Annotated in this window: 19 protein-coding genes; 8 read left to right on the top strand and 11 right to left on the bottom strand. The window is 50.7% G+C overall.

The genetic code is table 11. The annotated features are described in order from the left end of the window. The first annotated feature begins 255 nt into the window (after window positions 1–255). Window positions 256–1485, top strand: coding sequence for a transposase (locus H6F68_RS19570; protein WP_190561517.1), 1230 nt, complete (start codon window positions 256–258; stop codon window positions 1483–1485). A gap of 56 nt (window positions 1486–1541) precedes the next feature. Here H6F68_RS19570 and H6F68_RS19565 read toward each other — a convergent pair whose 3' ends face one another. After that, on the bottom strand, window positions 1542–2045 hold the full coding sequence (locus H6F68_RS19565; protein ID WP_242016844.1) for an SRPBCC family protein: 504 nt from the start codon (window positions 2043–2045) through the stop codon (window positions 1542–1544). 463 nt (window positions 2046–2508) lie between these two features. Here H6F68_RS19565 and H6F68_RS19560 point away from each other — a divergent pair, with 463 nt between their 5' ends. Continuing rightward, on the top strand, window positions 2509–4299 hold the full coding sequence (locus tag H6F68_RS19560; RefSeq protein ID WP_190561515.1) for a mechanosensitive ion channel: 1791 nt from the start codon (window positions 2509–2511) through the stop codon (window positions 4297–4299). An 81-nt stretch (window positions 4300–4380) separates the two neighbouring features. Here H6F68_RS19560 and H6F68_RS19555 read toward each other — a convergent pair whose 3' ends face one another. Beyond that, window positions 4381–5460, bottom strand: a complete 1080-nt coding sequence (locus tag H6F68_RS19555) for an ATP-dependent 6-phosphofructokinase (protein ID WP_190561513.1) — start codon at window positions 5458–5460, stop codon at window positions 4381–4383. Between the two features lie 108 nt (window positions 5461–5568). Then, on the bottom strand, window positions 5569–5721 hold the full coding sequence (locus H6F68_RS19550) for a hypothetical protein (protein ID WP_190561511.1): 153 nt from the start codon (window positions 5719–5721) through the stop codon (window positions 5569–5571). Between the two features lie 4 nt (window positions 5722–5725). On the opposite strand from H6F68_RS19550, the gene era reads away from it, so the two are divergent. Further along, window positions 5726–6661, top strand: a complete 936-nt coding sequence (era, locus tag H6F68_RS19545; protein WP_190561509.1) for a GTPase Era — start codon at window positions 5726–5728, stop codon at window positions 6659–6661. Continuing rightward, window positions 6661–7593, top strand: a complete 933-nt coding sequence (locus tag H6F68_RS19540) for an ADP-ribosylglycohydrolase family protein (protein ID WP_190561507.1) — start codon at window positions 6661–6663, stop codon at window positions 7591–7593. The genes era and H6F68_RS19540 overlap by 1 nt, the downstream gene beginning before the upstream one ends. 108 nt (window positions 7594–7701) lie before the next feature. Here the strand turns inward: H6F68_RS19540 and hisC are convergent, their stop codons facing one another. Both hisC and aroB read right to left on the bottom strand, forming a co-directional pair. After that, complete coding sequence (gene hisC, locus H6F68_RS19535) at window positions 7702–8751, bottom strand: histidinol-phosphate transaminase (RefSeq protein ID WP_190561505.1); 1050 nt, start codon at window positions 8749–8751, stop codon at window positions 7702–7704. A gap of 13 nt (window positions 8752–8764) precedes the next feature. After that, window positions 8765–9880, bottom strand: coding sequence for a 3-dehydroquinate synthase (gene aroB, locus H6F68_RS19530; RefSeq protein ID WP_190561503.1), 1116 nt, complete (start codon window positions 9878–9880; stop codon window positions 8765–8767). Window positions 9881–10048: 168 nt separating this feature from the next. On the opposite strand from aroB, the gene H6F68_RS19525 reads away from it, so the two are divergent. Beyond that, a complete protein-coding gene (locus H6F68_RS19525) occupies window positions 10049–10144 on the top strand; it encodes a cytochrome b6-f complex subunit PetL (protein WP_190433902.1) in 96 nt (31 codons plus the stop codon). A gap of 188 nt (window positions 10145–10332) precedes the next feature. Here H6F68_RS19525 and H6F68_RS19520 read toward each other — a convergent pair whose 3' ends face one another. The 4 genes from H6F68_RS19520 to H6F68_RS19505 all read right to left on the bottom strand — a co-directional run bounded on the left by H6F68_RS19520 (window position 10333) and on the right by H6F68_RS19505 (window position 15438). Next, complete coding sequence (locus tag H6F68_RS19520) at window positions 10333–11172, bottom strand: carbohydrate ABC transporter permease (RefSeq protein WP_190554619.1); 840 nt, start codon at window positions 11170–11172, stop codon at window positions 10333–10335. A gap of 1 nt (window position 11173) precedes the next feature. Then, the gene (locus tag H6F68_RS19515) at window positions 11174–11974 is read right to left on the bottom strand and encodes a class I SAM-dependent methyltransferase (RefSeq protein ID WP_190433906.1); all 801 of its coding nucleotides are present in this window, start codon (window positions 11972–11974) and stop codon (window positions 11174–11176) included. A gap of 140 nt (window positions 11975–12114) precedes the next feature. Further along, window positions 12115–13704, bottom strand: a complete 1590-nt coding sequence (locus tag H6F68_RS19510; RefSeq protein ID WP_190561501.1) for a B12-binding domain-containing radical SAM protein — start codon at window positions 13702–13704, stop codon at window positions 12115–12117. Window positions 13705–13833: 129 nt separating this feature from the next. Further along, the gene (locus H6F68_RS19505; protein ID WP_190561499.1) at window positions 13834–15438 is read right to left on the bottom strand and encodes a B12-binding domain-containing radical SAM protein; all 1605 of its coding nucleotides are present in this window, start codon (window positions 15436–15438) and stop codon (window positions 13834–13836) included. A gap of 432 nt (window positions 15439–15870) precedes the next feature. Here H6F68_RS19505 and H6F68_RS29435 point away from each other — a divergent pair, with 432 nt between their 5' ends. Then, window positions 15871–16461, top strand: a complete 591-nt coding sequence (locus H6F68_RS29435; protein WP_190561497.1) for an ISAs1 family transposase — start codon at window positions 15871–15873, stop codon at window positions 16459–16461. Continuing rightward, window positions 16458–16958 carry an ISAs1 family transposase gene (locus tag H6F68_RS29430; protein WP_399314571.1) on the top strand — a complete coding sequence of 167 codons (501 nt, stop codon included), beginning with the start codon at window positions 16458–16460 and terminating at the stop codon, window positions 16956–16958. The genes H6F68_RS29435 and H6F68_RS29430 overlap by 4 nt, the downstream gene beginning before the upstream one ends. A gap of 98 nt (window positions 16959–17056) precedes the next feature. Here the strand turns inward: H6F68_RS29430 and H6F68_RS19490 are convergent, their stop codons facing one another. Both H6F68_RS19490 and hemE read right to left on the bottom strand, forming a co-directional pair. Further along, entirely contained in the window at window positions 17057–18058 is a 1002-nt protein-coding gene (locus tag H6F68_RS19490; protein WP_190561495.1) for an NAD(P)-dependent oxidoreductase, read from the bottom strand. A gap of 129 nt (window positions 18059–18187) precedes the next feature. Continuing rightward, entirely contained in the window at window positions 18188–19252 is a 1065-nt protein-coding gene (hemE, locus tag H6F68_RS19485; protein WP_190561493.1) for a uroporphyrinogen decarboxylase, read from the bottom strand. Window positions 19253–19420: 168 nt separating this feature from the next. Here hemE and H6F68_RS19480 point away from each other — a divergent pair, with 168 nt between their 5' ends. Next, window positions 19421–20449: a hypothetical protein gene (locus tag H6F68_RS19480; RefSeq protein ID WP_190561491.1), complete on the top strand. Its 1029-nt coding sequence runs from the start codon at window positions 19421–19423 to the stop codon at window positions 20447–20449. Window positions 20450–20480: the final 31 nt, after the last annotated feature.

Below are 20480 nucleotides of genomic sequence, written 5' to 3'. Positions count from 1 at the left end.
GCTCCCAATCAATCCGGACGTAGAATGGTGGCGATCGCATCTAGAATTTATCTCCCTCTGTCGTCAAGGTACGACATAGAATAGATGAAGCTAGTTCTGTCATGAACAGCACACTCAGCTTTGCTAGGTTGGCACCGAGAGGGCAAATCTTTTCTAGCTAAGCGAGCGCTCCGTTGGAGAGCAAAATATTCCTTCCTCTTTTAATGTTGATGGCTAAACAATTTAGCCAGTGATTTTTCTTTCTGAAGCGGTGGCATGACTCCAAGAAAACTGTCTGAGTCGGATAAACAAAACATCTTGCATCTGTATCGGCATCCAGGAGAGACAACTTCGACCCTGGCAGAGCGCTATGGAGTCAGTAACACGACAATTAGCCGTGTTTTAAAGAGTCTGTTGCCTGAACATGAATATGAAGCACTCGTGCAACAAAAGCGAGCGGCTCGTCCTCAAGCAGGCTTTGCAGAATTTGCTGCTGAACTAGCCTTTGAGGAATTCGAAACAGCACCTGTAGAGGAGCCTGTAGAAGAGCCTGTTCAAGAGCCTATAGAGGCAAGTGAAGCTGCGATCGCTCAACCAGACATCCCCGTAGAAGCCGTAGAAGTAAACACAGAAGTAGAAGTAGCCGCAGAAGAGTTTATAGAGGTGAGTGAAGCCGCGATCGCTCAGCCTAAAATCTCGGTAGAAGCTGTAGAAGTAGCTGCAGAAGTAGCGCCTGTGGAAACGGTAGAAGCAGTTGCCACTTCAACGCCAAAACCAGCGATCGCACCACCAATTACGCGACGGCAGCGTAAACGTTCCGGTGCCGTTGATGAAATATCAACAAACGAGTCTGAGCTTGCTTCTGAGCCGCCGGAAGTAGTAGAGGCGCAGCTACAGCTTTTAGAAGTTCCTTCGGTTGCGCCGGAAGTTGAGAAAAAACCAACGAAAGCGCCACCCATAAAAGTTGTGGCAGCGCCAATAGAAGCTGAGCCGAATCTAGGGTTTACAGAAGCAAGCTTGTCGGCGGATCTACAAGCGCAGGCTGCTGAGTTGGTTGACTTAGACGACGATGATCTTGATGACGACGACCTCGATGACGATGACCTCGATGATCTTGATGACGAGGATGAAGACGACGATGACGATGATTTAGATGATGCTGATGCCTTCATGGGAGGTCAGCTTCAAACTCAAGCGTTTGTACGAGTTTTGCCGTTAGCGGATGCCTCGATTCCCAAAACTTTCTACTTAGTTGTAGATCGAATGGCGGAATTGATTACTCGACCCCTCCGGGAGTTTGGAGATTTAGGACAGATTCCTAGCGAAGATGTTCAAGCAAAAACCTTGCCCATCTTTGACAATCACCGAATTGCTCGTCGCTTTTCTAAGCGCAATCAGCGAGTTATCAAAGTTCCTGATGGCAGAGTACTACCGAAAGTTAGCGTCTATTTGCAAGCGAAGGGCATTACTCGCCTGCTGATTGATGGCCAGGTGTACTCGCTCTAATAGATTAACTGAGTTAATCGTTTAGTCAGGTACAGTCTAGCTCCATTGGATCTCGCCTAAGTATGCAATTTTTGGTGTAGCTCTTCTGCGACCCGTTTTAGGCGTCGGAGTTGAGCTTGCATGTCTTCTTGAGTCCAGGTGGCGGCAAAGGTGTTGAAGCCGAATCGTACCAAGGCGTTAGGGATTTCGAACTCAAAACGATTGAGCAAGTAGGTACCCCGATCATTCGGATTACACTCCCAGCGATCGCGGCCATGAAAAAAGCCGTCGAACTCCCAAACTACTAAACCAGGTTCGCGAGCAGCAACTACGCTACTCAAACTAGGCTGTAGGAAAGGAATCTGAATCACAAAACGGCTACGGCTACCAACGTCCGTACTCCACTCGCCCACGGGTTCGCAGCGCAGGGCAGGATTGAGCCAACGGTGCATCAAGCTGAGATCTGTAATGCATCGCTCTACAGCGGTGGCACTGGCGTTGATTTGAACAGACTGCTCGAAACTTTGCTGAAATGGCATTCGGCGCTGATTGGTCTTTTTCAGGGTGGGAATAGAACGCATCCTACCGCTATTACTAAACGACTTAAACATTCAGAAGAAGCAAGCCACCGATTGGCTCCAGCAACTGTTGACTCGTCTACTCTAGCGAGAACCCACCTGCTTCAGCACGCACAACCATTTCATCAAACTAGTTCACCAAATTAGTGCACAGTTGGTTGTTGTCAGCGTAAAGATTGCCTATCAAACTCACCTTTGCCTAAGGTTTTTGGGTTAAGTCTTGAATAATCGTTAAAAATCAACGAATCCTAGCTTTTTACGTCTTAATTCTCCATATAGATAGATGAAAAAGCCAGAATTGGAGCTTACTTTATCAATGTTTAGTTCTACGTCGCTCAGCTTGTACTTTGCTAGCTGGATGACAGTAGAAACGTGGGGTGCTACGTAAGCTAATTCTCACAAATGAATCTATCGTGCAAAAGTCGTGTTCTTACTGGACTGAGGGGCTAAAGCTAGCTCAGGAATTATGATTAGAACTTGGCAAGAATTTACACAAATCGTCAACACATCTGTACCAATACCGCAACTTAACCTCCTATTGGCACAGGCTCCAGCGACTTCTCCCCCAGCGACAACTACAGCACCACAAGCGGACCCAGGGGCTTACCCCACGGGTGCAGACAGTTTCCTCCAGGGAATTGGCCTGAGTTTGGGCACTTCAATTCCAGCTTTAATTAAAGCCCTGCTGATTTTAGTGGTGGGGCTGCTCATTGCGGCGCTGGTCTCAGCCGTGGTTCGGGGCTTGTTGAACCGCACCGACATAGACAATAAACTAGCCGCGCGTGTTATCCGCCACCAACCAGGAGCGCGACCACCCAACGTAGAAAAATGGGTAGGAGACGCTGTTTTTTGGCTAATCGTCGTGTTTACGGTTGTGGCCTTTTTGCAGGCGCTCAACCTAACCGCTGTTTCTCAACCTTTAAACACCTTCCTCGACCAAATTTTGCGCTTCCTGCCTAAGCTGGCAGGGGCTGGGATTTTGCTGGCGATCGCTTGGGCGCTGGCAACGGTGGTCAAGCTGATTGTGACGCAGGGACTCCATGCATTTGGCTTAGATCAACGGTTGGGTGAACAAATCAATGAGCCACCCGCTAGCGCGGATGCACCGGATGCACTTGGTGCCACTCGACCGATTGCACCGCCCCCGTCTGATCCGCCATTTTCGTTGAGCGAAACGATTGGCAATGCGTTGTACTGGTTTATCTTTTTGCTGTTTCTCCCAGCGATCCTAAACACGCTGGAGTTGCAGGGGACGTTGCAACCTGTACAACAACTGTTGAATGAGATTTTGGCGATCCTGCCCAATATCTTGGCCGCAGTTTTGATTGGAGCAGCGGGTTGGCTGATTGCTCAGGTGGTTCGCCGGATCGTGACGAATCTGCTGGCAGCGGCAGGAACCGATCGCATTGGGACGCGGTTTGGGTTAAGAGGCACAACTGGGACTGGTGGCCAATCGCTGTCTTGGATTATTGGCACGATTGTCTATGTTTTAATCTTGATCCCAACGGCGATCGCGGCTTTGAATGCGCTGCGGATTGATGCAATTTCTCAGCCAGCCATTTCGATGCTGACTCAGATCCTCAATGCCATCCCGCAAATTTTCACGGCCGCCCTGATTCTGGCGATCGCTTATGTGATTGGGAAGTTTGTGGCTGAGCTGGTCACTAATATCCTGACTAGCCTCGGCTTCAACAACATCTTCTACTGGCTAGGGCTACAACCAACTCCCTACTCAGCACCTCCGGTTCGTCCGACAGATGAATCCCCTGTGATTCAAGAGTTGGGTCAAGTTAGCCCCAGTACTCCTAGAACTCGGACTCCTTCGGAAGTGGTTGGGATTGTAACGTTGGTTGGCATTCTGTTGTTTGCCACGGTGGCAGCGACAAATGTCCTCAACTTTGCAGGTCTCACCCTGATTGTGACTGGGTTGCTGGTGGTCTTTGGCCGCATCTTATCTGGTTTGGTGGTGTTCGCCATTGGTCTTTACTTGGCGAACTTAGCCTTCAACTTGATCGCTAGCTCTGGCAACGCTCAAGCAAGAGTTTTGGCGCAAACCGCTCGAATTGCCATTATTGCTTTTATTTCAGCCATGGCCCTGCAACAAATGGGTATTGCGCCGAATATTGTCAACTTGGCGTTTGGTCTGTTGCTAGGAGCCGTTGCCGTGGCGATCGCACTGGCCTTTGGTCTGGGTGGTCGAGACATTGCAGCTCAACAAACCAGAGAGTGGTTAGATTCGTTCAAGTCGAAACGCTAACGATTACCTAACCTCCAACCCCTTCCCTATAGAGAAGGGGAGAGATTAAAGCCCTTCTCCACCTTGGAAAAAGGGCTTTTTTTAATCGCCTAAGTAAATACCTAAGCCACGAGCGGTTTTGACTAAGGTGCCACTAGGATCAACGGCTTGGTATTGGGCGATCGCCTCAGGAATGGGGACACTGACGACCTGACGATTTTGCCAAGTGACCATGTGGTCATATTTCTCCTCAGCAATTAGATCGACCGCAGCCACGCCAAAGGCCGACGCGACCAGGCGATCGAGCGGCGAAGGCGTTCCGCCCCGTTGCACATGACCCAACACTGTCACGCGAGTTTCAGCGCCACTACAGGCACAAATGCGATCGGCTAAGTAGTCGCCGATTCCTCCATAGCGACATTGACCCAAGCGATTGGTGATCACCACTGGGTCTCCTGCCTCCGTCCGCACCGCTTCCGACACGATCACCAGCAAATAGTTTTTCCCTTGTTCTTGGCGTTCTTTGATTTTGTGGCAGATATTAGCGATGGTGTAAGAAATTTCGGGGATTAGGATCACATCAGCACCCCCAGCAATACCTGCGGTAATGGCAATATGGCCTGCATCGCGCCCCATCACTTCTAGAATCATGACGCGGCTGTGACTAGCGGCTGTAAAATGCAGGCGATCGAGGGCTTCGGTTGCGGTATTGACGGCGGTATCAAAACCAATCGAGTGCTCCGTCACTCCGACATCGTTATCAATCGTTTTGGGGATCGCCACTAGATTCAGTTTGCCTTGTTCGGCAATGCGTCGCAGAATTGCCATACTGCCATCGCCCCCGATGCCGATGATCGCATCCAGACCCAGTTGATGGTAGCCAGCAATAATGTCTTCTGAGCGATCGCAACGGGTGCCGTCGGGCATAGGAAAAGCAAAGGGATCACCTTGATTAGTTGTACCGAGCATCGTGCCACCCGCAACCCGCAGAGAGTCAACGTTTTCCAGTTCTAAGCGAATTGCCTGGGGTGGACTGTGCATGAGTCCTTGGGTCGCTTGCCGAATTCCTAGCACTTCCCAATCGTAGGTACCCACCGCTCGACACACCACCGCTCGGATGGCAGCGTTGAGTCCAGCACAATCGCCTCCACTGGTCAGAATCCCAATCTGCTTTTGTCCCATATCGCCCGCCGTCGCCTCAACGACAAATAAGGTCAGGCTGTACAGTACTGCTAAGCGGTGGCGTTTCTAAAGAATTCCAGGTTGGCTTTAGGTTTGCTTACATCTAATTCACCCACTGATGTACAAGCTGCATGGTTGCTTGGGATATAGCGATCGCTTGGTTGCATTCAGGCAAATAGGACTAGCGCTGGCAACGTTACTATGGCAATATTGCGCTTCTTGGAAAATCAGCAAACGGTGAACAGGCGCAGGCAAAATCATACTTATGTCAGACCTATCAGATCAGTGGAGCATTCCAGTTGCGCCAGAAGGCTTTAAATCAGGCTTTGTGGGCATCATTGGCCGTCCTAACGTCGGCAAATCAACCTTGATGAATTATTTAGTGGGGCAAAAGATTGCCATTACGTCGCCTGTGGCTCAAACCACGCGCAATCGACTCTTGGGCATTCTGACCACGCCAGATACACAGTTTATTTTTGTGGATACTCCTGGCATTCACAAACCGCACCACCAACTCGGCGAAGTGTTGGTCAAAAATGCTCAAATTGCCATTCACTCGGTCGATGTGGTGCTGTTTGTGGTCGATAGCTCAGTCGATGCGGGCGGAGGCGATCGCTACATTGCCGAGCTAATGAGCAAAACCGAAACTCCAGTGATTTTGGGCCTGAACAAAAGTGATCAACAACCCGCCGCGACAGAAGCACTAGACGCTAGCTATCGGGCCTTGGCAGAACCTTACGGTTGGCCGATCGCGAAATTTTCAGCACTGACCGGGGAAGGGTTAGAACCGCTGCAAACTTTGTTGGGCGATCGCCTGGAACCTGGCCCCTACTACTATCCGCCAGATCTGGTCACTGATCAGCCAGAACGATTCATTATGGGCGAACTGATCCGGGAGCAAATTTTGCTCCTCACTCGCGAGGAAGTGCCGCACTCAGTAGCAATTTCCATTGATCGAGTTGAAGAAGAACCAACGATCACCCGCTTGCTAGCGACGATTCATGTCGAGCGCCAATCACAAAAAGGTATCGTCATAGGTAAAGGCGGCAGCATGCTGAAGGCGATCGGCAGTGCCGCCCGTGAGCAAATGCAGAAGTTGATCGCCGGAAAAGTGTACCTAGAGTTGTTTGTGAAAGTCCAACCGAAGTGGCGGCAATCGCGCACTCGCCTGGCAGAATTGGGTTATCGAGTGGAGGAATAGTGGAACTCATTGAGCGCTATCGAGGAGCCTTGCTAGGGCTGGCAACGGGGGATGCAGTTGGCACGACTCTAGAATTTAAGCCACCGGGTTCCTTTGCCCGCATCACGGATATGGTTGGTGGTGGCCCCTTCAACCTCCAGCCCGGACAGTGGACCGACGACACCTCAATGGCCTTGTGTTTGGCAGAAAGCCTGATCGAGTGCCAAGGCTTTGAGCCCAAACATCAACTAGAAAAATATAACCGTTGGTATCGCGAAGGCTATCTCAGCAGCACCGGACGCTGTTTCGACATTGGCAACGCCACCCGCGCCGCCCTAGAAGAATTTGTCGCCACAGGAAATTCATACTGCGGTTCCACCAATCCCCGATCTGCGGGCAATGGCTCAATTATGCGGTTAGCTCCGGTGCCATTGTTTTACGCTGAGAAGCCAGAGGAGGCGATCGCTAAATCCGCTGAGAGTTCTCGCACCACTCACGCCGCCCCCACGACAATTGATGCCTGCCGTTATTTGGGCGCGCTAATCGTTGGGGCGGTTCAAGGAGACAGTAAAGAAGAATTGCTTGCAAACCACTACAGCCCGATTTCAGGTTCCTGGGAGGCTAATTCGCTCGTTCCTGAAATCGCTGAGATTGCCAGAGGTTCCTTCAAGCAGCGACACCCACCGGAAATTCAAGGCTCTGGCTATGTGGTGAAATCTCTAGAAGCAGCGTTGTGGGCATTCCACAATAGCAACTCATTCCGGGAAGGTTGTTTGCTGGCAGTGAATTTAGGTGACGATGCCGATACTACTGGAGCTGTTTATGGCCAGCTTGCAGGTGCATTCTATGGTGAGTCAGGAATTCCGGCGGAGTGGCGATCGCGCTTGGCATATCGAGAATTGATTGAATCCCTGGCTGAGAAACTATTGGCTCTCTCGCGAGCATTTTTGTGAGTATCGCCGAATAAAAGCAGACCTCTCCTCAAACCCCTCTCCTAAGAGGCGAAGGACTTTGAATTTGACTCCCCTTCCCTGGTAGGGAAGGGGCAGGGGGTTAGCTTCCTAAGCCAATAACTCTGTCAATGCAGAAATGAGGGCTTGGTTTTGCTCTTCAGTGCCGACGGTGATCCGCAGTTTGTCAGCAAGACGGGGTTGATTGAAGTAGCGCACTAGAATGCCACGTTCCTTCAAAGCTTGATAGAGAGAGCTAGCCTTGTTATTGGGAGCCTGAGCCAAAACAAAATTGGCTTGCGAGGGACCCACTTTGAAGCCTAGCTGGGTGAGGCCAGCGGTTAACTTGGCACGAGAGGCTTTTACCCGCTCGGCACTGGCGTTTTTGTGCGCTTGGTCCGCGATCGCCGCAGCTCCCACTGCACAAGCCACCGCATCCACGTTGTAGCTATCCTTAACTTTAATCAGCCCCGACAATAATTCTGGATTGGCAACGCCAAAGCCTAATCGTAAACCTGCCAAGGAATAGCCCTTAGAGAAAGTGCGGAGGACAATCACGTTGTTGTGCTCTCTCACCAGTTCTAAAGCGCTGTAATCGGCAAAATCAACATAGGCTTCATCGATCGCTAGCACTCCAGACAAATGGCTGGCTAACTTACTGAGCACATCTAAAGGAACTAGCGTTCCAGAAGGACTGTTGGGAGTAGCAATGAAGGTGATCGCTCCATTCGCGGCAATCAGTTGCTCGACGGGGAGGTTGTAGTCCTCATCGTAGGGAACCTCAACTACTTTCGTGTCTTGGATTTCCGCTAACGTTTCGTAGAGGACGTAGGTGGGGGTAGGGTAGACGATTTTGCGATCGCCTTCTGTACAAGCCCGCACCAGCAAATTTAGAATGTCGTCGCTGCCATTACCCGCCAAAATCCAATCATGGGGAACGCCTAAAACTTGGCTCGCAGCGTAACGGAACGAGTCGGCCATCGGGTGGGGGTAACGCCGCAACAGTTCACCGTCGAAGCCACGCAGGACTTGCAGGGCCGCCTCAGACGGAGGATAGGGGTTTTCGTTGGTGTTGAGCTTAATGACTTTGACTCCTGGAGCAGGCTGCTCACCAGGTTGGTAGCCAGTCATTGCATCAACACTAGGACGGAAGTAACTCATTGTTCTTGGTGGGTTAGGTCTGTTGCATAGCGTGAAGGACTTGCCGAATCACATCCGCTGGAACTTCATCAGTGATGGTGACGGTGCCAATTTGGGTGGGTAGAATGAATCGCACCCGACCGTCTTTGACTTTTTTATCGGTTAGCAAGCTAGCCGCGATCGCCTCAATATCCAATCCTCCGGGCAACTTGGTGGGGAGGCCAGTTTTCTCAAGCAGAGCAAGTTGGCGATCGCTGGAAGCTTGCTCCCACATGCCTAAAGCTACCGCGATTTGCCCCGCTGCTACCATGCCGATCGCCACAGCTTCGCCATGATTGACTACTTTGTATTTGGTCTCACTCTCGACAGCGTGACCAATCGTGTGCCCGTAGTTGAGGATGGCTCTTAGCCCTGATTCTTTTTCATCTTTGCTGACGACGTGAGCCTTCGCTTGGCAGGAACGGGTTAGGATTTCTTGGAGCAGGTCGTCGCTAAGATAGCGCAGTTGGTCGAGCCGCTGGCTTTGCTCTAGTTTTTCAAACAGTTCCGCATCCCAAATGATGCCGTACTTGATCACCTCAGCCATGCCTGCCCGAAATTCTCTGGCTGGCAAGGTTTTTAGAGTTTGAGGATCGATCAAGACTAGCTTGGGTTGATGGAATGCCCCGATCAAGTTTTTGCCTTGAGGATGGTTAACTCCTGTTTTGCCACCAATCGAGGCATCGACCATTGCGAGCAGAGTAGTGGGGACTTGCACAAAGTTGATGCCCCGCAGCCATGTGGCAGCGGCAAAGCCTGCCATATCGCCAATGACGCCACCGCCTAATGCCAGAATCGTGGAGGAGCGTTCCAGACGGTTTTCTAGAGCTACATCGTAGATTTTTTGTAGGGAGGCAGGAGTTTTGTAGCGTTCTCCGGCGGGCAGAATGCACTGAGCGACGGTAAAGCCTGCTTTCTCTAGAGAGGCGATCGCTTGCTCTCCGTAATGCTTAAAAATCGGGGGACTGGAAACAAGGAGAATTTTTTTGCCGAGTTTGAGTGGCTGTGAGCCGTGCCCGATGAGCCAGTTTCCTAGCTGCTCCAAACCACCAGAGGCGATCGCAATATCATAAGACTGTTGTGGTAATTCGACAGGAATTACAGACTTCATTGGTTTCGTGCTGCCGCGATTAACAAATGCCCGTGGGCTGTATTCTACTACTTCACCACATCGGATGGTGGGGCTGGCGCAGCCTGCCTAGCCCGTAAAACCAATGTGGTGGAATACTACTCCACTAAATGATTCAATAGTTTTGTTGGGCTTTGTGGAGAATTGTCAATGTCTGGTGTAATCACTTACGTGTTAGTGCTCGGTTCGTTTTATGCTGCGGCTCTTGGTTTGTTTTTTGGCCTGCGGGCTGCCAAGTTGATCTAGAACTGAGCCTTTGGGAGTCAGGTGTCCTCACCCATTTAGGTTTCAACCAAGCACGTCTTTACCAAGGTTCCAGCTTCTGCTCCCCAAGAAGGTGAGAGGCTAGAACATTGAGAATCCTATTCATTGAGTACAGACTTCTCGTAGAAACCTACATGGGTGTGGGGCAGGTACCCTTAAGGGGTTTAGTTTTACCCCTTCATCCCACTCCCCGCCTCAGTTGGCACAATATAGTGCTGCATCACCAAAAAGAAAAATAAAATCGGCGCGATCGAAATGACAGAACCCGCCGCAATCAAGCGCCAATCCAGGGAAAACGTTCCTGCTAGCGTTGCAACTCCCAGCGGCAACGTATAGTATTCCGGGCGATCGAGCACGATTAAAGGCCAGAGGAAATCGCTCCAGGAACCAATAAATACAAAAATTGCTAGCGTCACCAGCGCCGGGCGAATTGAAGGTAGCATCACATGCCACCACAACCCCAGTTCTGAGCAGCCATCCATACGGGCCGCCTCTTCCAGCTCTTTAGGCACGCTCTGAAACGCTTGCCGCAACAAGAAGATGCCAAAAGCCGAAGCGATTGCGGGAAAAATTAGTCCTAGATAGGTGTTTCGTAGCCCCAACTGTACGGTCAAGATGTACAGCGGAATCATCACGATTTGAAAAGGAATCATGATTGTTGAGACAACGAGGGTGAAAATCGCATCTCGGCCCCGAAAATTTAGCCGCGCCAATGGATAAGCTGCCAACGAACAAAACAGCAAATTCAGCGTAACTGTCAGTATGGCGACTAGGGTGCTGTTGAACAGGTAGCGACCAAATGGATTAGTTTGCCACACTCGAACGAAATTTTGCCAAGTGGGTTGGCTCGGCCATAGTTGCGGTGGAAACTGAAAAATGTTCTCGGTTGGAGACTTGAGCGAGGTACTGACCAGCCACATCAAGGGCAACAGCATTATCAGCGCGATCGCCCCTAGCAAGCTGTACATGCCAGCTCGTTGCCATAAAGCCCGCCGCTTAGAACTATTCATCTTATTTAGTCGCTACTACTGCAATATTCCAAGCAAATCGCTTCATTAGGGGCAATTTCTTCAAGCTTTGATCTGCTTTTTCCAACTTTAGATAAGTTGGTCTCAAGCGTTCATGCTCCAAAATAATTTTTTTCCAATATCGCTCTTTGTTCGGATCAACTTTTTCTACTAAATAAAAGCGTAGGAAAATCCAAAGAGTAGCTAACCAAAAGGTGTCATATTCCGTTTTTGTAAATACAGATTGGACAAAGTTGGCAATATTAATATCGAGGGGAGTTTCGTCCTCAGTCCGTACCTTAGTCGCAATACGACGGTAGACATTAATCACTGGATTGTGTTTCAGCGGGTCCCAAAAACAAGCTTTACCACCTGGTTTCAGGACTCGATACATTTCCCGGATAACTGTTTTTGGCTGAGGAATATGGTGCAGTAAATTAGAGGCGTAGATAATGTCAAAAGTGTTGTCAGGAAACTCAATTTCCATCGCATTAATGGTGCGACCCTCCACTGCCACATGGTTGCTTGCTGCCAGCTTGAGCGCGACATCTACCATACCTGGCGAGTAATCGGCGGCAACACAACGTGCCCCTTTGGTCGCAAAATAAACGCTGTTCTCCCCAGCCCCACAGCCCAGGTCGAGTAGATATTTCCCTTTGACATCTCCTAAGTGCTTGAGGATAAAGCGATTCTCTGGAGCAGTGCAGGCTTCAAAATAATCTCGAACTTGAATTCCTTCGATGTCAATGGCCGCAGCCCACAGGTCGTGAAATTCGCGTTCGCGCTTGAGGAGGTCGTCTTGCATGACAGTTGTACTGACTGGAATTCCAGCATTATGCCAACTGGGAGATTGTTGGGCAATCCTATCGCGCTATAGAAACTCTTCGCTCCTCGCTTCTAGCTTTTGCTCCCTCCTCTTTCCTTGTGAGCCTGCGTCCTGCTTTTTTAGCTAGCGATCGCTTCAACATTCGCTGTACTAGCAACCTGCACAGTTTTCTGCGCCTCTGCTTCGGCGGTTAGGTATTCGGTGAGTTGCGCTTCGATTTCGTCACAGACGATTTGGCGATATTCGCTAAAGTGTTCATTGTGAGCACAGACGGTCAGGTAGCGATCCCAGACTTTGGGGTTGTGCTTGAAAATGTTCCAAAGGTTGCGCCAGAACTGGAAGCGGGTGCTGCGAACCACGCCTTGCCGCCAGCAGACGGTGAGCAGGGCGCGAACATCAACCCAGGCTGGCATTTTACCGGGGGCTTTGAATTTGGGCGATCCCATGATCAGATGGTGGCGGTACACGCGATCGAGGAATTTCTCAGGGTCGTAAAGCTCGGAGAAGGCGCGCATGTATTCGCGGGCGATTTCTTCTAAGGGGCGGGTGGGGACGAAGTTCATCAAGGTGGTTTGGTTGATGTTGCCTGCTTCGCCGCGTAAGCGCCCTTCTTTTTTCAGGCGGTGCCAAAGGCCCGTGTCGGGAAGGACTTGCAACATGCTAAACAACGCGGTGGGGATCGCGGTTTTTTCGACGAATTGGACGATGCGATCGCCTGCACCCGGTTTTTCGTTATCGAAGCCAATGATGAAGCCTGCCATGACGCGCAGACCCACCTTAGTGATGGATTCCACAGCCTCGCTGAGAGAGTCGCGGGTGTTTTGAAACTTTTGGGTGAGGGCTAGGCTGTCTTCGTCTGGGGTTTCAATGCCTAAGAAGACGGCAGTGAAGTTGCACTCCACCATCAACTCCATCATTTCTGGGTCTTGGGCCAAGTCTACCGAAGCTTCGGTGAAGAAGGAGAAGGGATACTGGTGGTCTTCCATCCAGGTTTTTAATTCCTTGAGGAACAACTTCACGTTGCGCTTGTTGCCAATGAAGTTGTCGTCCACCATGAAGATGCTACGATCCCAGCCGAGTTCGTAGAGGTAGTTCAGCTCGGCTAAGAGTTGTTGCGGAGCCTTAGTGCGGGGTTTGCGTCCGTACAGAACGATAATGTCGCAGAATTCGCACTGGAACGGGCAACCGCGTGAGAACTGCACCGCCATGCTGTCATAAGCGCTAAAGTCGAGCAGTTCGAAGCGGGGGATGGGTGTGGTGGTAACGTCTGGTTTCACCCCATTGGAACGAAAGACTCCCTGGGTTTCGCCACGCGCGATCGCTTCAATAAAGAGCGGCAAAGTGATCTCGCCCTCATCCAAAATCATGTAGTCAGCCGCCTGGGCCTCTTCTGGTAGAGCGGTTGGGTAAGGGCCACCCACTGCTACGGGTTTACCTCGGCGCTTGGCTTCCTGAATTTGGGCCAAGAAATCCTCTTTCTGCACAATCATGGCGGAGAGAATCACCAAGTCAGCCCAAGCCCACTCGTCTTCTGTGACAGCGCGGACATTGCGATCGACCAGTTTGAACTCCCACTCCTGAGGTAGAAGGGCCGCAACGGTGACTAAGCCCAGAGGTGGTAGTAAAACTTTGCGCTCGACCAGTTCTAGAGTTTTTTCAAATGACCAAAAGCTTTTAGGAAACAGGGGGTAGAGGAGTAAAACTCGCATTTAAATTTAGCCTCACAGGTTAAGAGCCCGGTCAAAAAAGCTTGGGCGAACTGCTGGATGGTTATTCACTTTTCCCGGAGAAGCTTCCACAAACCGGGCGAAAGTGGAGAATTCAGTTTAGCTCGCGATTTAGCTGGCGATCGCATTGATATTAGCGGTGACGGCTGACTTTGCAGTTTGAGCCTGCGATTTCGCTTTAGTGGCTAAGTACTCTGCTAGTTGAGCTTCAATTTCGTCGCGAACGGTTTGACGATACTCCAGGAAGTGCTCACTCAAAGCACAATTGCTCATATAAGGCACAAAGACGCTGGGATTATGCCGCAGAATCGCAAAGAGCTGCCGCCAAAACTGCCAACGGGTACTGCGTTTAATGCCTTGTCTCCAAAAGATGGTAAACACAGCCCGGAGTTCTACTAGTTCCAACATCCGAAATGGCACCTTGTGCGGCGATGGCTTTTGCTGAATGAAATTGCGATAAACCCGTGACAGATAACGGCTGGGTTCGTACAGCTCCCAAAAACAACTTAAGTACTCACGCGCCAACTCTTCTACGGGACGGGTGGGGATAAAGTTGGTCAGCGCCATCTGGTGGCCCTGCGTTTCTTTGTTTGCCTCTAGCATCCGACCTTCTTTTTCTAGTCGGTTCCAGAGTGCCGTGTTGGGCAGTGCCTGGAGTAAACCAAACATCGCCTTGGGAATCGAGGTAGCTTCAACAAAATCGATGATGCGTTGACCTGCCCCTGGTTTCTCGCCATCGAAGCCCAGGATAAAGCCAGCCATCACATTCAGGCCCGCTCGATTAATCGTTTGCACCGACTCCACTAACGAGGTGCGGGTGTTTTGAAATTTGTGAGTCAGCGCCAAACTGTCGGTATCAGGAGTTTCAATGCCGATAAACACAGAACCAAAGTTGGCAGCAATCATCAAGTCCAGCAGTTCTTGATCTTGGGCCAGATCAATCGAGGCTTCGGTAGCGAGGCGGAAGGGATAGTTGTGAGCTGCCATCCAGGAGCCGAGTTCACGCAGCAACAGCTTGACATTACGCTTGTTGCCAATGAAGTTGTCATCGACCATAAAGATCGATCGCCGCCAGCCTAAGTCATAAAGGGTTTGCACTTCAGCAATGAGCTGAGCTGGAGTTTTGGTGCGAGGCTTCCGCCCATAAAGCACAATAATGTCGCAAAACTCGCACTGGAACGGGCAACCGCGCGAAAACTGCACCGACATCTCGTTATAAGCCTTGAAATCTAGCAAGTCGTAGCGCGGAATTGGCGAAGTGGTAACATCTGGTTTCACTTCCCCGGCCCGAAGGATACCGGAAGTTTTGCCTTGGGCGATCGCCTCAACCAGCATGGGAAGCGTAATTTCACCCTCATCCAATACCAAGAAATCAGCTCCAGCTTCCTGAGCTGCATCTGGGACAGAGGTGACATAAGGGCCACCCACTGCAACTAACTTGCCACGTTGCTTAGCCTGCTGAATCAGATGCAACATATCTGGCTTTTGGACAATCATGCCAGAGATAATCACCAACTCTGCCCAATCCCAGTCAGCTTCCGTCTCCAGCCTCACATTACGGTCCACCAAGCGAAACTCCCACTCTTGAGGCAGGATCGCAGCAACCGTAATCATTCCCAGCGGAGGTAGCGAAACCTTGCGCCCAATCAGTTCTAGAGCCTTATCAAAAGACCAGAACGACCGAGGAAAAAGGGGGTAGAGAAGTAAAACTCGCATTAATTGTTAGCCTCTTATCTAAATGACGGCCTGTTCTCAGATATATTGATATGTCTATCTATCCTGAAAACTCTCACGATAAAAGCTTTCAGTCAATGAACAACGATTGACTGAATCAACTCGACGCGAAGCAAGCCAATCCTCGCAATAAAAAGTGTATTCCTTCGAGCAAAGATCAAGGAACTTCCTATATCACTTGTACTGGAGTTTAACAGACGCAACTCAAAAACGTATGCTTTGAGCGATTCCAGGAGCAGCAAGTAGCACTAAAGACCAAAAAACTAGCTGTAGCAAGAGAAAAGCCAAAGTATCGAAACACCCACCCTCAGATTCTTCTGGAGGGAGCCTGAGGGACGCAGCCGTCCCTTAGCGGCAGGGCTGTTTCATACGGATATAGAAAAAGCAAGCTAAAGATAGGGTTGAGGATCCACCATGTCTTTAGTCGAACTACTGAAAACGGTACCTGAATTTCGCCAGCTTCGAGGCAAACGGCATCAGTTGTGGTTTATTTTACTGCTGATGATTGTCGGAGCGATGTCTGGCTACTGGGGGTACCGCCCTCTCGCGGAGTTCAGTCAACTCTATGGAGCGCAAGTGTGCCAGCATCTGAATCAGCCCCTCCCCCGTCGAATGCCTTCTCACTCGACGTTTCGGCGGGTGATTCTGGAGTTAGATTTCCAGGTGTTCGCCCAAGTCTTCAACCAATGGGCACAGCAGCATGTCCCCATTGAGCCCGGAGAATGGCTAGCGGTGGATGGCAAAAGTATTAAGGGCAGTGTCACTGATTACGAGACTCACCAACAGAACTTTGTCATGTTAGTGAGTGTGTTCAGCCACAAGCGTGGCTTTGTCCTCCACTCTCAACCGATGGAGAACAAGGTCATCAGTGAGTTGCATGTGGTTCAGCAACTACTCGAAGTCCTCGATTTGTCAGGTGCCGTGGTGACAGCGGATGCCTTGCACACCCAAAAAAACGGTCGAGCGGCCTACGCCAGCAGGAGGCTCATTATCTGCTGTGCGTGAAGGCCAACCATCCGAAGTTATATAGCTGGTTATTGGCCTGGGCTCAAACTCAAGCACCCATCGAGGTGGCCGAGCATTTTGAGCGCACTCATGGGCGACAGGTGCATCGACGGGTGTCGCTCTACCAGGAGGTGGGGGACTGGGCAGAGCAATGGCAGGATGTGCACCGTTGGTTGAAAGTGGAGCGTTGGGGAGTGCGCGATGGACAAGCCTTTGCCCAAACCCATTACTATCTAAGCGATTTACAGTGGAAGGCCACAGAATTCTTGGTCTTAGTGCGAGGACATTGGTCGATTGAGAATCAGTTGCACTGGCCGAAGGATGTGGTGCTAGGTGAGGATAAGGCTCGGCAGCGAGGACAGAATGCGCCCGCCAATTGGTCGATTGTGCGCAACTTCTTCATCACGGGAGCGCGCAAGTTGGGCTTTACCTCGATTGCCCAAGCAAAGCGCCAACTTGCGAACCAGGTCGAACGAGTTATGCTCTCCCTACAATGAAACAGCCCTGGTCCCTTAGCGGGGGTTTGAGGGCGAGTGCCCCCAATGGTTCGGTTCTTGTCTCAAAGGATGTGATGCAGCGAAGTTTGAAAGAATAGCTACTCAGCGATCGCCCGCTCTTTAGCCTCAGTAGCCCTCACCCCACCCTGCCCAGGCACCCCACTAACTTTCAACACATCTCGAAATGTGGCGCAATAAGTCGGCAAATTGAACGTAGCTGGATTCACCACATTCTCGTAAGTGAAATGCTGATACTTCAAACAGAAACGGTCCCAAGCTGCCATCTGAATCCGAAATACTGCAATCAGCACATCAGCCAGCACAGGCGACAGCGGAATCTGGAACTGAATTTTCTTTCCTAGATAATCACAAACTGTCTCTATCGCTTCGTTCACCGTCACCCGAGCATTTCCCAGCACCAACTGCCGTGGTTGGCCTAGTTCTGGCGGATGCTCTACTAGATGCTGCACCACTTGGGCAATATCACGCCCGTGAACGAAGTGGAAACTACCATCAGCTTTGAGGAAGCGAATTAAATCAATCCACTTGACAACCTCTGGAATCCCAGATGTTACGGCTGAGTAAGGCTTATGCTCATCCCCACCAAACACCAAGGTAGGGAACAAAGTAGTAACTTTAGGAGCGATCGCCAGCTTTGACAACTGCTGAAAACAAGAGTACTTCGAGCTAATGTAGTCGGTTCCCAGTTGCCCTGCTTCTTTGAGCAAGTGGTTTTTGCGATCGAGAATACTGGCAGTTGAGAAGTAAATTACTTGTTCGCAGCGCTCTGGATCGAGCAAGCTCATCAACCGCAACGTCTTTAAAACGTTTACATCATAGGTTTCTTGAGCATTCCCCCAAGCAGTAGCCACCAAAATCGCCACATCCATTGATGCCAATAAGTCTTCCATGCGGTCAACGTCCCGCATATTAGCCTTAATGATGTGAATTCCAGGACGAGCTTGGTAGTCAAACTTCAGCTTTGCAGGGTCTCTAACCAGCAGATGTAATTCATGCTCAGTGGACTGAATCAAAGCTTCCGCGATGTAGTGACCAATGCAGCCACTGGCACCCGTCATGAAAATTCGCTTGGGGAGCATGGAGGTATGAATGAATAGAGAGTTAAGGAGTGGAGCCGAGACCCCAGCTCCCATTACGCATGGGTAGTTCTAGACAGGTAATAATTTTGAGTAGTACACCACTCAAAATTATTACCTGTTTACCACCACCTACGCATGAACTGCCAAGAGTTTGTCAACTTGCTTTGCAGTTTCAAAGAAGTGAGCCACATTCTCTTCAGGAGTGCCTTGCAGCACCCCATGACCAAGGTTGAGAATGTGGCGACGATTGCCCGCTTTCCGCACTGTATCTAGAATGCGATCGCGGATGAAGTCTTTGGAGCCAAACAGCACACAGGGGTCAATATTCCCTTGCACACCAATGTTAGCGCCGAGACGCTGACGAGCTTCGGCTAGATCGACTGTCCAGTCCACACTGACGAAATCAGCGCCGGTTTGTGCCATCCGCTCCAGCACTCCAGCACTGCCATTGATGTAGAGAATCAGAGGCACATCAGGATGCGCCGCCTTGATCTTGGCAAACACCTGCTTTTGGTAAGGGACAGCAAAGGCATCAAAGTCTTGGGGGCTAAGCTGACCTGCCCAAGAATCAAACATTTGGATTACCTGCGCCCCACATTCAATTTGGTAGCACGCATAGGTAGCGATCGCGTCTGCAATCTTAGCCAGGAACTTATGCAGCATTTCTGGCTCACTGAAGGCCATGCCCTTGATGATGGTGTAGTCCTTAGAGCTTTTCCCTTCGATCGAGTAAGCAGCTAAGGTCCAAGGTGCGCCGACAAAGCCGAGTACCGCTGCTTCATTGCCAACTTCTTGGCGCAGGGTTTGCAGAATCGTGCGAATAAAGGGCATCGACGCTTCTGGGTCGATCTCATGCAGATTGTTGATCTGCTCTATGCTACGAATCGGCGGATCGATAATCGGTCCTCGGCTCTCCACAATGTCGAACGGAATGCCAATACCGGGTAGCGGCGTCAAAATATCAGAGAACAGAATCACGCCATCGGGCCGAAATGCCCGGAAAGGTTGCAAGGAAATTTCAATTGCCAGATCAGGATTCTCGGAGCGCTCCCGGAAGGAGGGATATTTGTCGCGCAAGTCTCGATACACCTTCATGTAGCGACCCGCTTGTCGCATCATCCACACGGGTGGCCGATCTAGAACTTCTCCACGAGCAGCCCGCAACAGATAAGGAATTTGGGTCGATCCGGCCATTGAAGATTCACCATTCATTTCTTAAATGCATTTGTTAGCTTATCATTCCCCGATCCCCCTTTCTCGCTGTGAGTTTGAGAAAGCGACGGGAATTAACCAGGCAATGATGACAAGATCGGGCAGGATGGTGTCAATGCTTGTTTTGCTTGGCTTACCGTTACAAAACTTATGCAATTTGACCCTAGCTCATCAGTCCCTCCAGCACTAGCCCCGCCCGCGCCGCAGCCTTTTCTGATTCCACCTGCTAAGCGACTGAGTTTTATCTGCGGGTTGACGCTAGCAACTGTCCTGGCTGGTTTGGTAGAGCTGGCTTTTAAGCGTGGCCTTGCGGGGGCGATCGCGGTAGACACCCTCAGCGATTTTGCTGCCGCAATTTGGCGGTATACAGATTGGGCCATATCCAGCTTTGTCTTGGGGCTGGCTCAGTGGGTGATTTTACGCCAATATGGACTGACTCATCTCTGGATCGTAGCGACGGGCATGGGTGGACTCATCGCCCAAGCAGTAGGATTCGGGTGGCAAGCTAAGCTAGGGCTTGTCCTGAGCCGCCTAGCCTATGTTTGGTTGGGGTTAGCGCAAGGGTTTGTCTTACGACGTGATGCCAGGTCTGCTTGGCTTTGGCTGTTTGTTCCTCCGATTACGTTTGTGCTCTCTAGCTTGCTGTTTTTGGTCATGCTAGGGCAGACGCCGACAGGAATTGCCGTAGGATTGCCAGGACCGTCCTATGTAGCATTAATTCCAGCCTTAACTCTTCAAGGATTGCTGCCCGCGATCGCACTCTGTGGCCTCCGACAAAAAGGTAGTTCTGCCCGTCGCCCATCTAGTGAGGCTGCGTTCCATGCCACACCAGAAATCACTGATTTAGCCCAGTTGCGATCGATAGCACAAGAACTCCATACTCAATTAACCCAAACAGATATTCCTGAGATTGCGGAAGACCAAGACTTGATTTATCTGGTGGATATGACGGTAGAAGGCGCGATCGCGATGTATCAGCCTGTAAACCAAGCCGCATTTGACTACGCAGATCAAACCCCACTCCCAGCTTTAGCTGAGGCAGAGCTAGCAGGGCAGGCAAGTCAGGCAAATCAAGAGAAATATGGGTCTGAGGTAGCCACCTTCGCGCGGTTTCAAGTAATTTTCCAGGCCAAGGGTGACATCACGATTCGGTCCTCAAATGGGGAACCGTTGAGCTAAGCGAGGTCTCGTGGCAACAGTGGTAGGTGCA

Origin of the sequence: Trichocoleus sp. FACHB-262 (genome assembly GCF_014696035.1) — a bacterium.
Taxonomy (GTDB): Bacteria; Cyanobacteriota; Cyanobacteriia; order FACHB-46; family FACHB-46; genus Trichocoleus.
Note: the sequence above shows the minus strand (reverse complement) of the source record. Positions and strands in the feature narration are given on the sequence as shown.

What these genes read in the sequence shown, in the direction of transcription:
- H6F68_RS19570 (WP_190561517.1), top strand. Translation starts at nt 256, where the DNA reads ATGACTCCAAGAAAACTGTCTGAGTCGGATAAACAAAACATCTTGCAT.
- H6F68_RS19565 (WP_242016844.1), bottom strand. Translation starts at nt 2,045, where the DNA reads ATGCGTTCTATTCCCACCCTGAAAAAGACCAATCAGCGCCGAATGCCA.
- H6F68_RS19560 (WP_190561515.1), top strand. Translation starts at nt 2,509, where the DNA reads ATGATTAGAACTTGGCAAGAATTTACACAAATCGTCAACACATCTGTA.
- H6F68_RS19555 (WP_190561513.1), bottom strand. Translation starts at nt 5,460, where the DNA reads ATGGGACAAAAGCAGATTGGGATTCTGACCAGTGGAGGCGATTGTGCT.
- H6F68_RS19550 (WP_190561511.1), bottom strand. Translation starts at nt 5,721, where the DNA reads ATGATTTTGCCTGCGCCTGTTCACCGTTTGCTGATTTTCCAAGAAGCG.
- era (WP_190561509.1), top strand. Translation starts at nt 5,726, where the DNA reads ATGTCAGACCTATCAGATCAGTGGAGCATTCCAGTTGCGCCAGAAGGC.
- hisC (WP_190561505.1), bottom strand. Translation starts at nt 8,751, where the DNA reads ATGAGTTACTTCCGTCCTAGTGTTGATGCAATGACTGGCTACCAACCT.
- aroB (WP_190561503.1), bottom strand. Translation starts at nt 9,880, where the DNA reads ATGAAGTCTGTAATTCCTGTCGAATTACCACAACAGTCTTATGATATT.
- H6F68_RS19525 (WP_190433902.1), top strand. Translation starts at nt 10,049, where the DNA reads ATGTCTGGTGTAATCACTTACGTGTTAGTGCTCGGTTCGTTTTATGCT.
- H6F68_RS19520 (WP_190554619.1), bottom strand. Translation starts at nt 11,172, where the DNA reads ATGAATAGTTCTAAGCGGCGGGCTTTATGGCAACGAGCTGGCATGTAC.
- H6F68_RS19515 (WP_190433906.1), bottom strand. Translation starts at nt 11,974, where the DNA reads ATGCAAGACGACCTCCTCAAGCGCGAACGCGAATTTCACGACCTGTGG.
- H6F68_RS19510 (WP_190561501.1), bottom strand. Translation starts at nt 13,704, where the DNA reads ATGCGAGTTTTACTCCTCTACCCCCTGTTTCCTAAAAGCTTTTGGTCA.
- H6F68_RS19505 (WP_190561499.1), bottom strand. Translation starts at nt 15,438, where the DNA reads ATGCGAGTTTTACTTCTCTACCCCCTTTTTCCTCGGTCGTTCTGGTCT.
- H6F68_RS29435 (WP_190561497.1), top strand. Translation starts at nt 15,871, where the DNA reads ATGTCTTTAGTCGAACTACTGAAAACGGTACCTGAATTTCGCCAGCTT.
- H6F68_RS19490 (WP_190561495.1), bottom strand. Translation starts at nt 18,058, where the DNA reads ATGCTCCCCAAGCGAATTTTCATGACGGGTGCCAGTGGCTGCATTGGT.
- hemE (WP_190561493.1), bottom strand. Translation starts at nt 19,252, where the DNA reads ATGGCCGGATCGACCCAAATTCCTTATCTGTTGCGGGCTGCTCGTGGA.
- H6F68_RS19480 (WP_190561491.1), top strand. Translation starts at nt 19,421, where the DNA reads ATGCAATTTGACCCTAGCTCATCAGTCCCTCCAGCACTAGCCCCGCCC.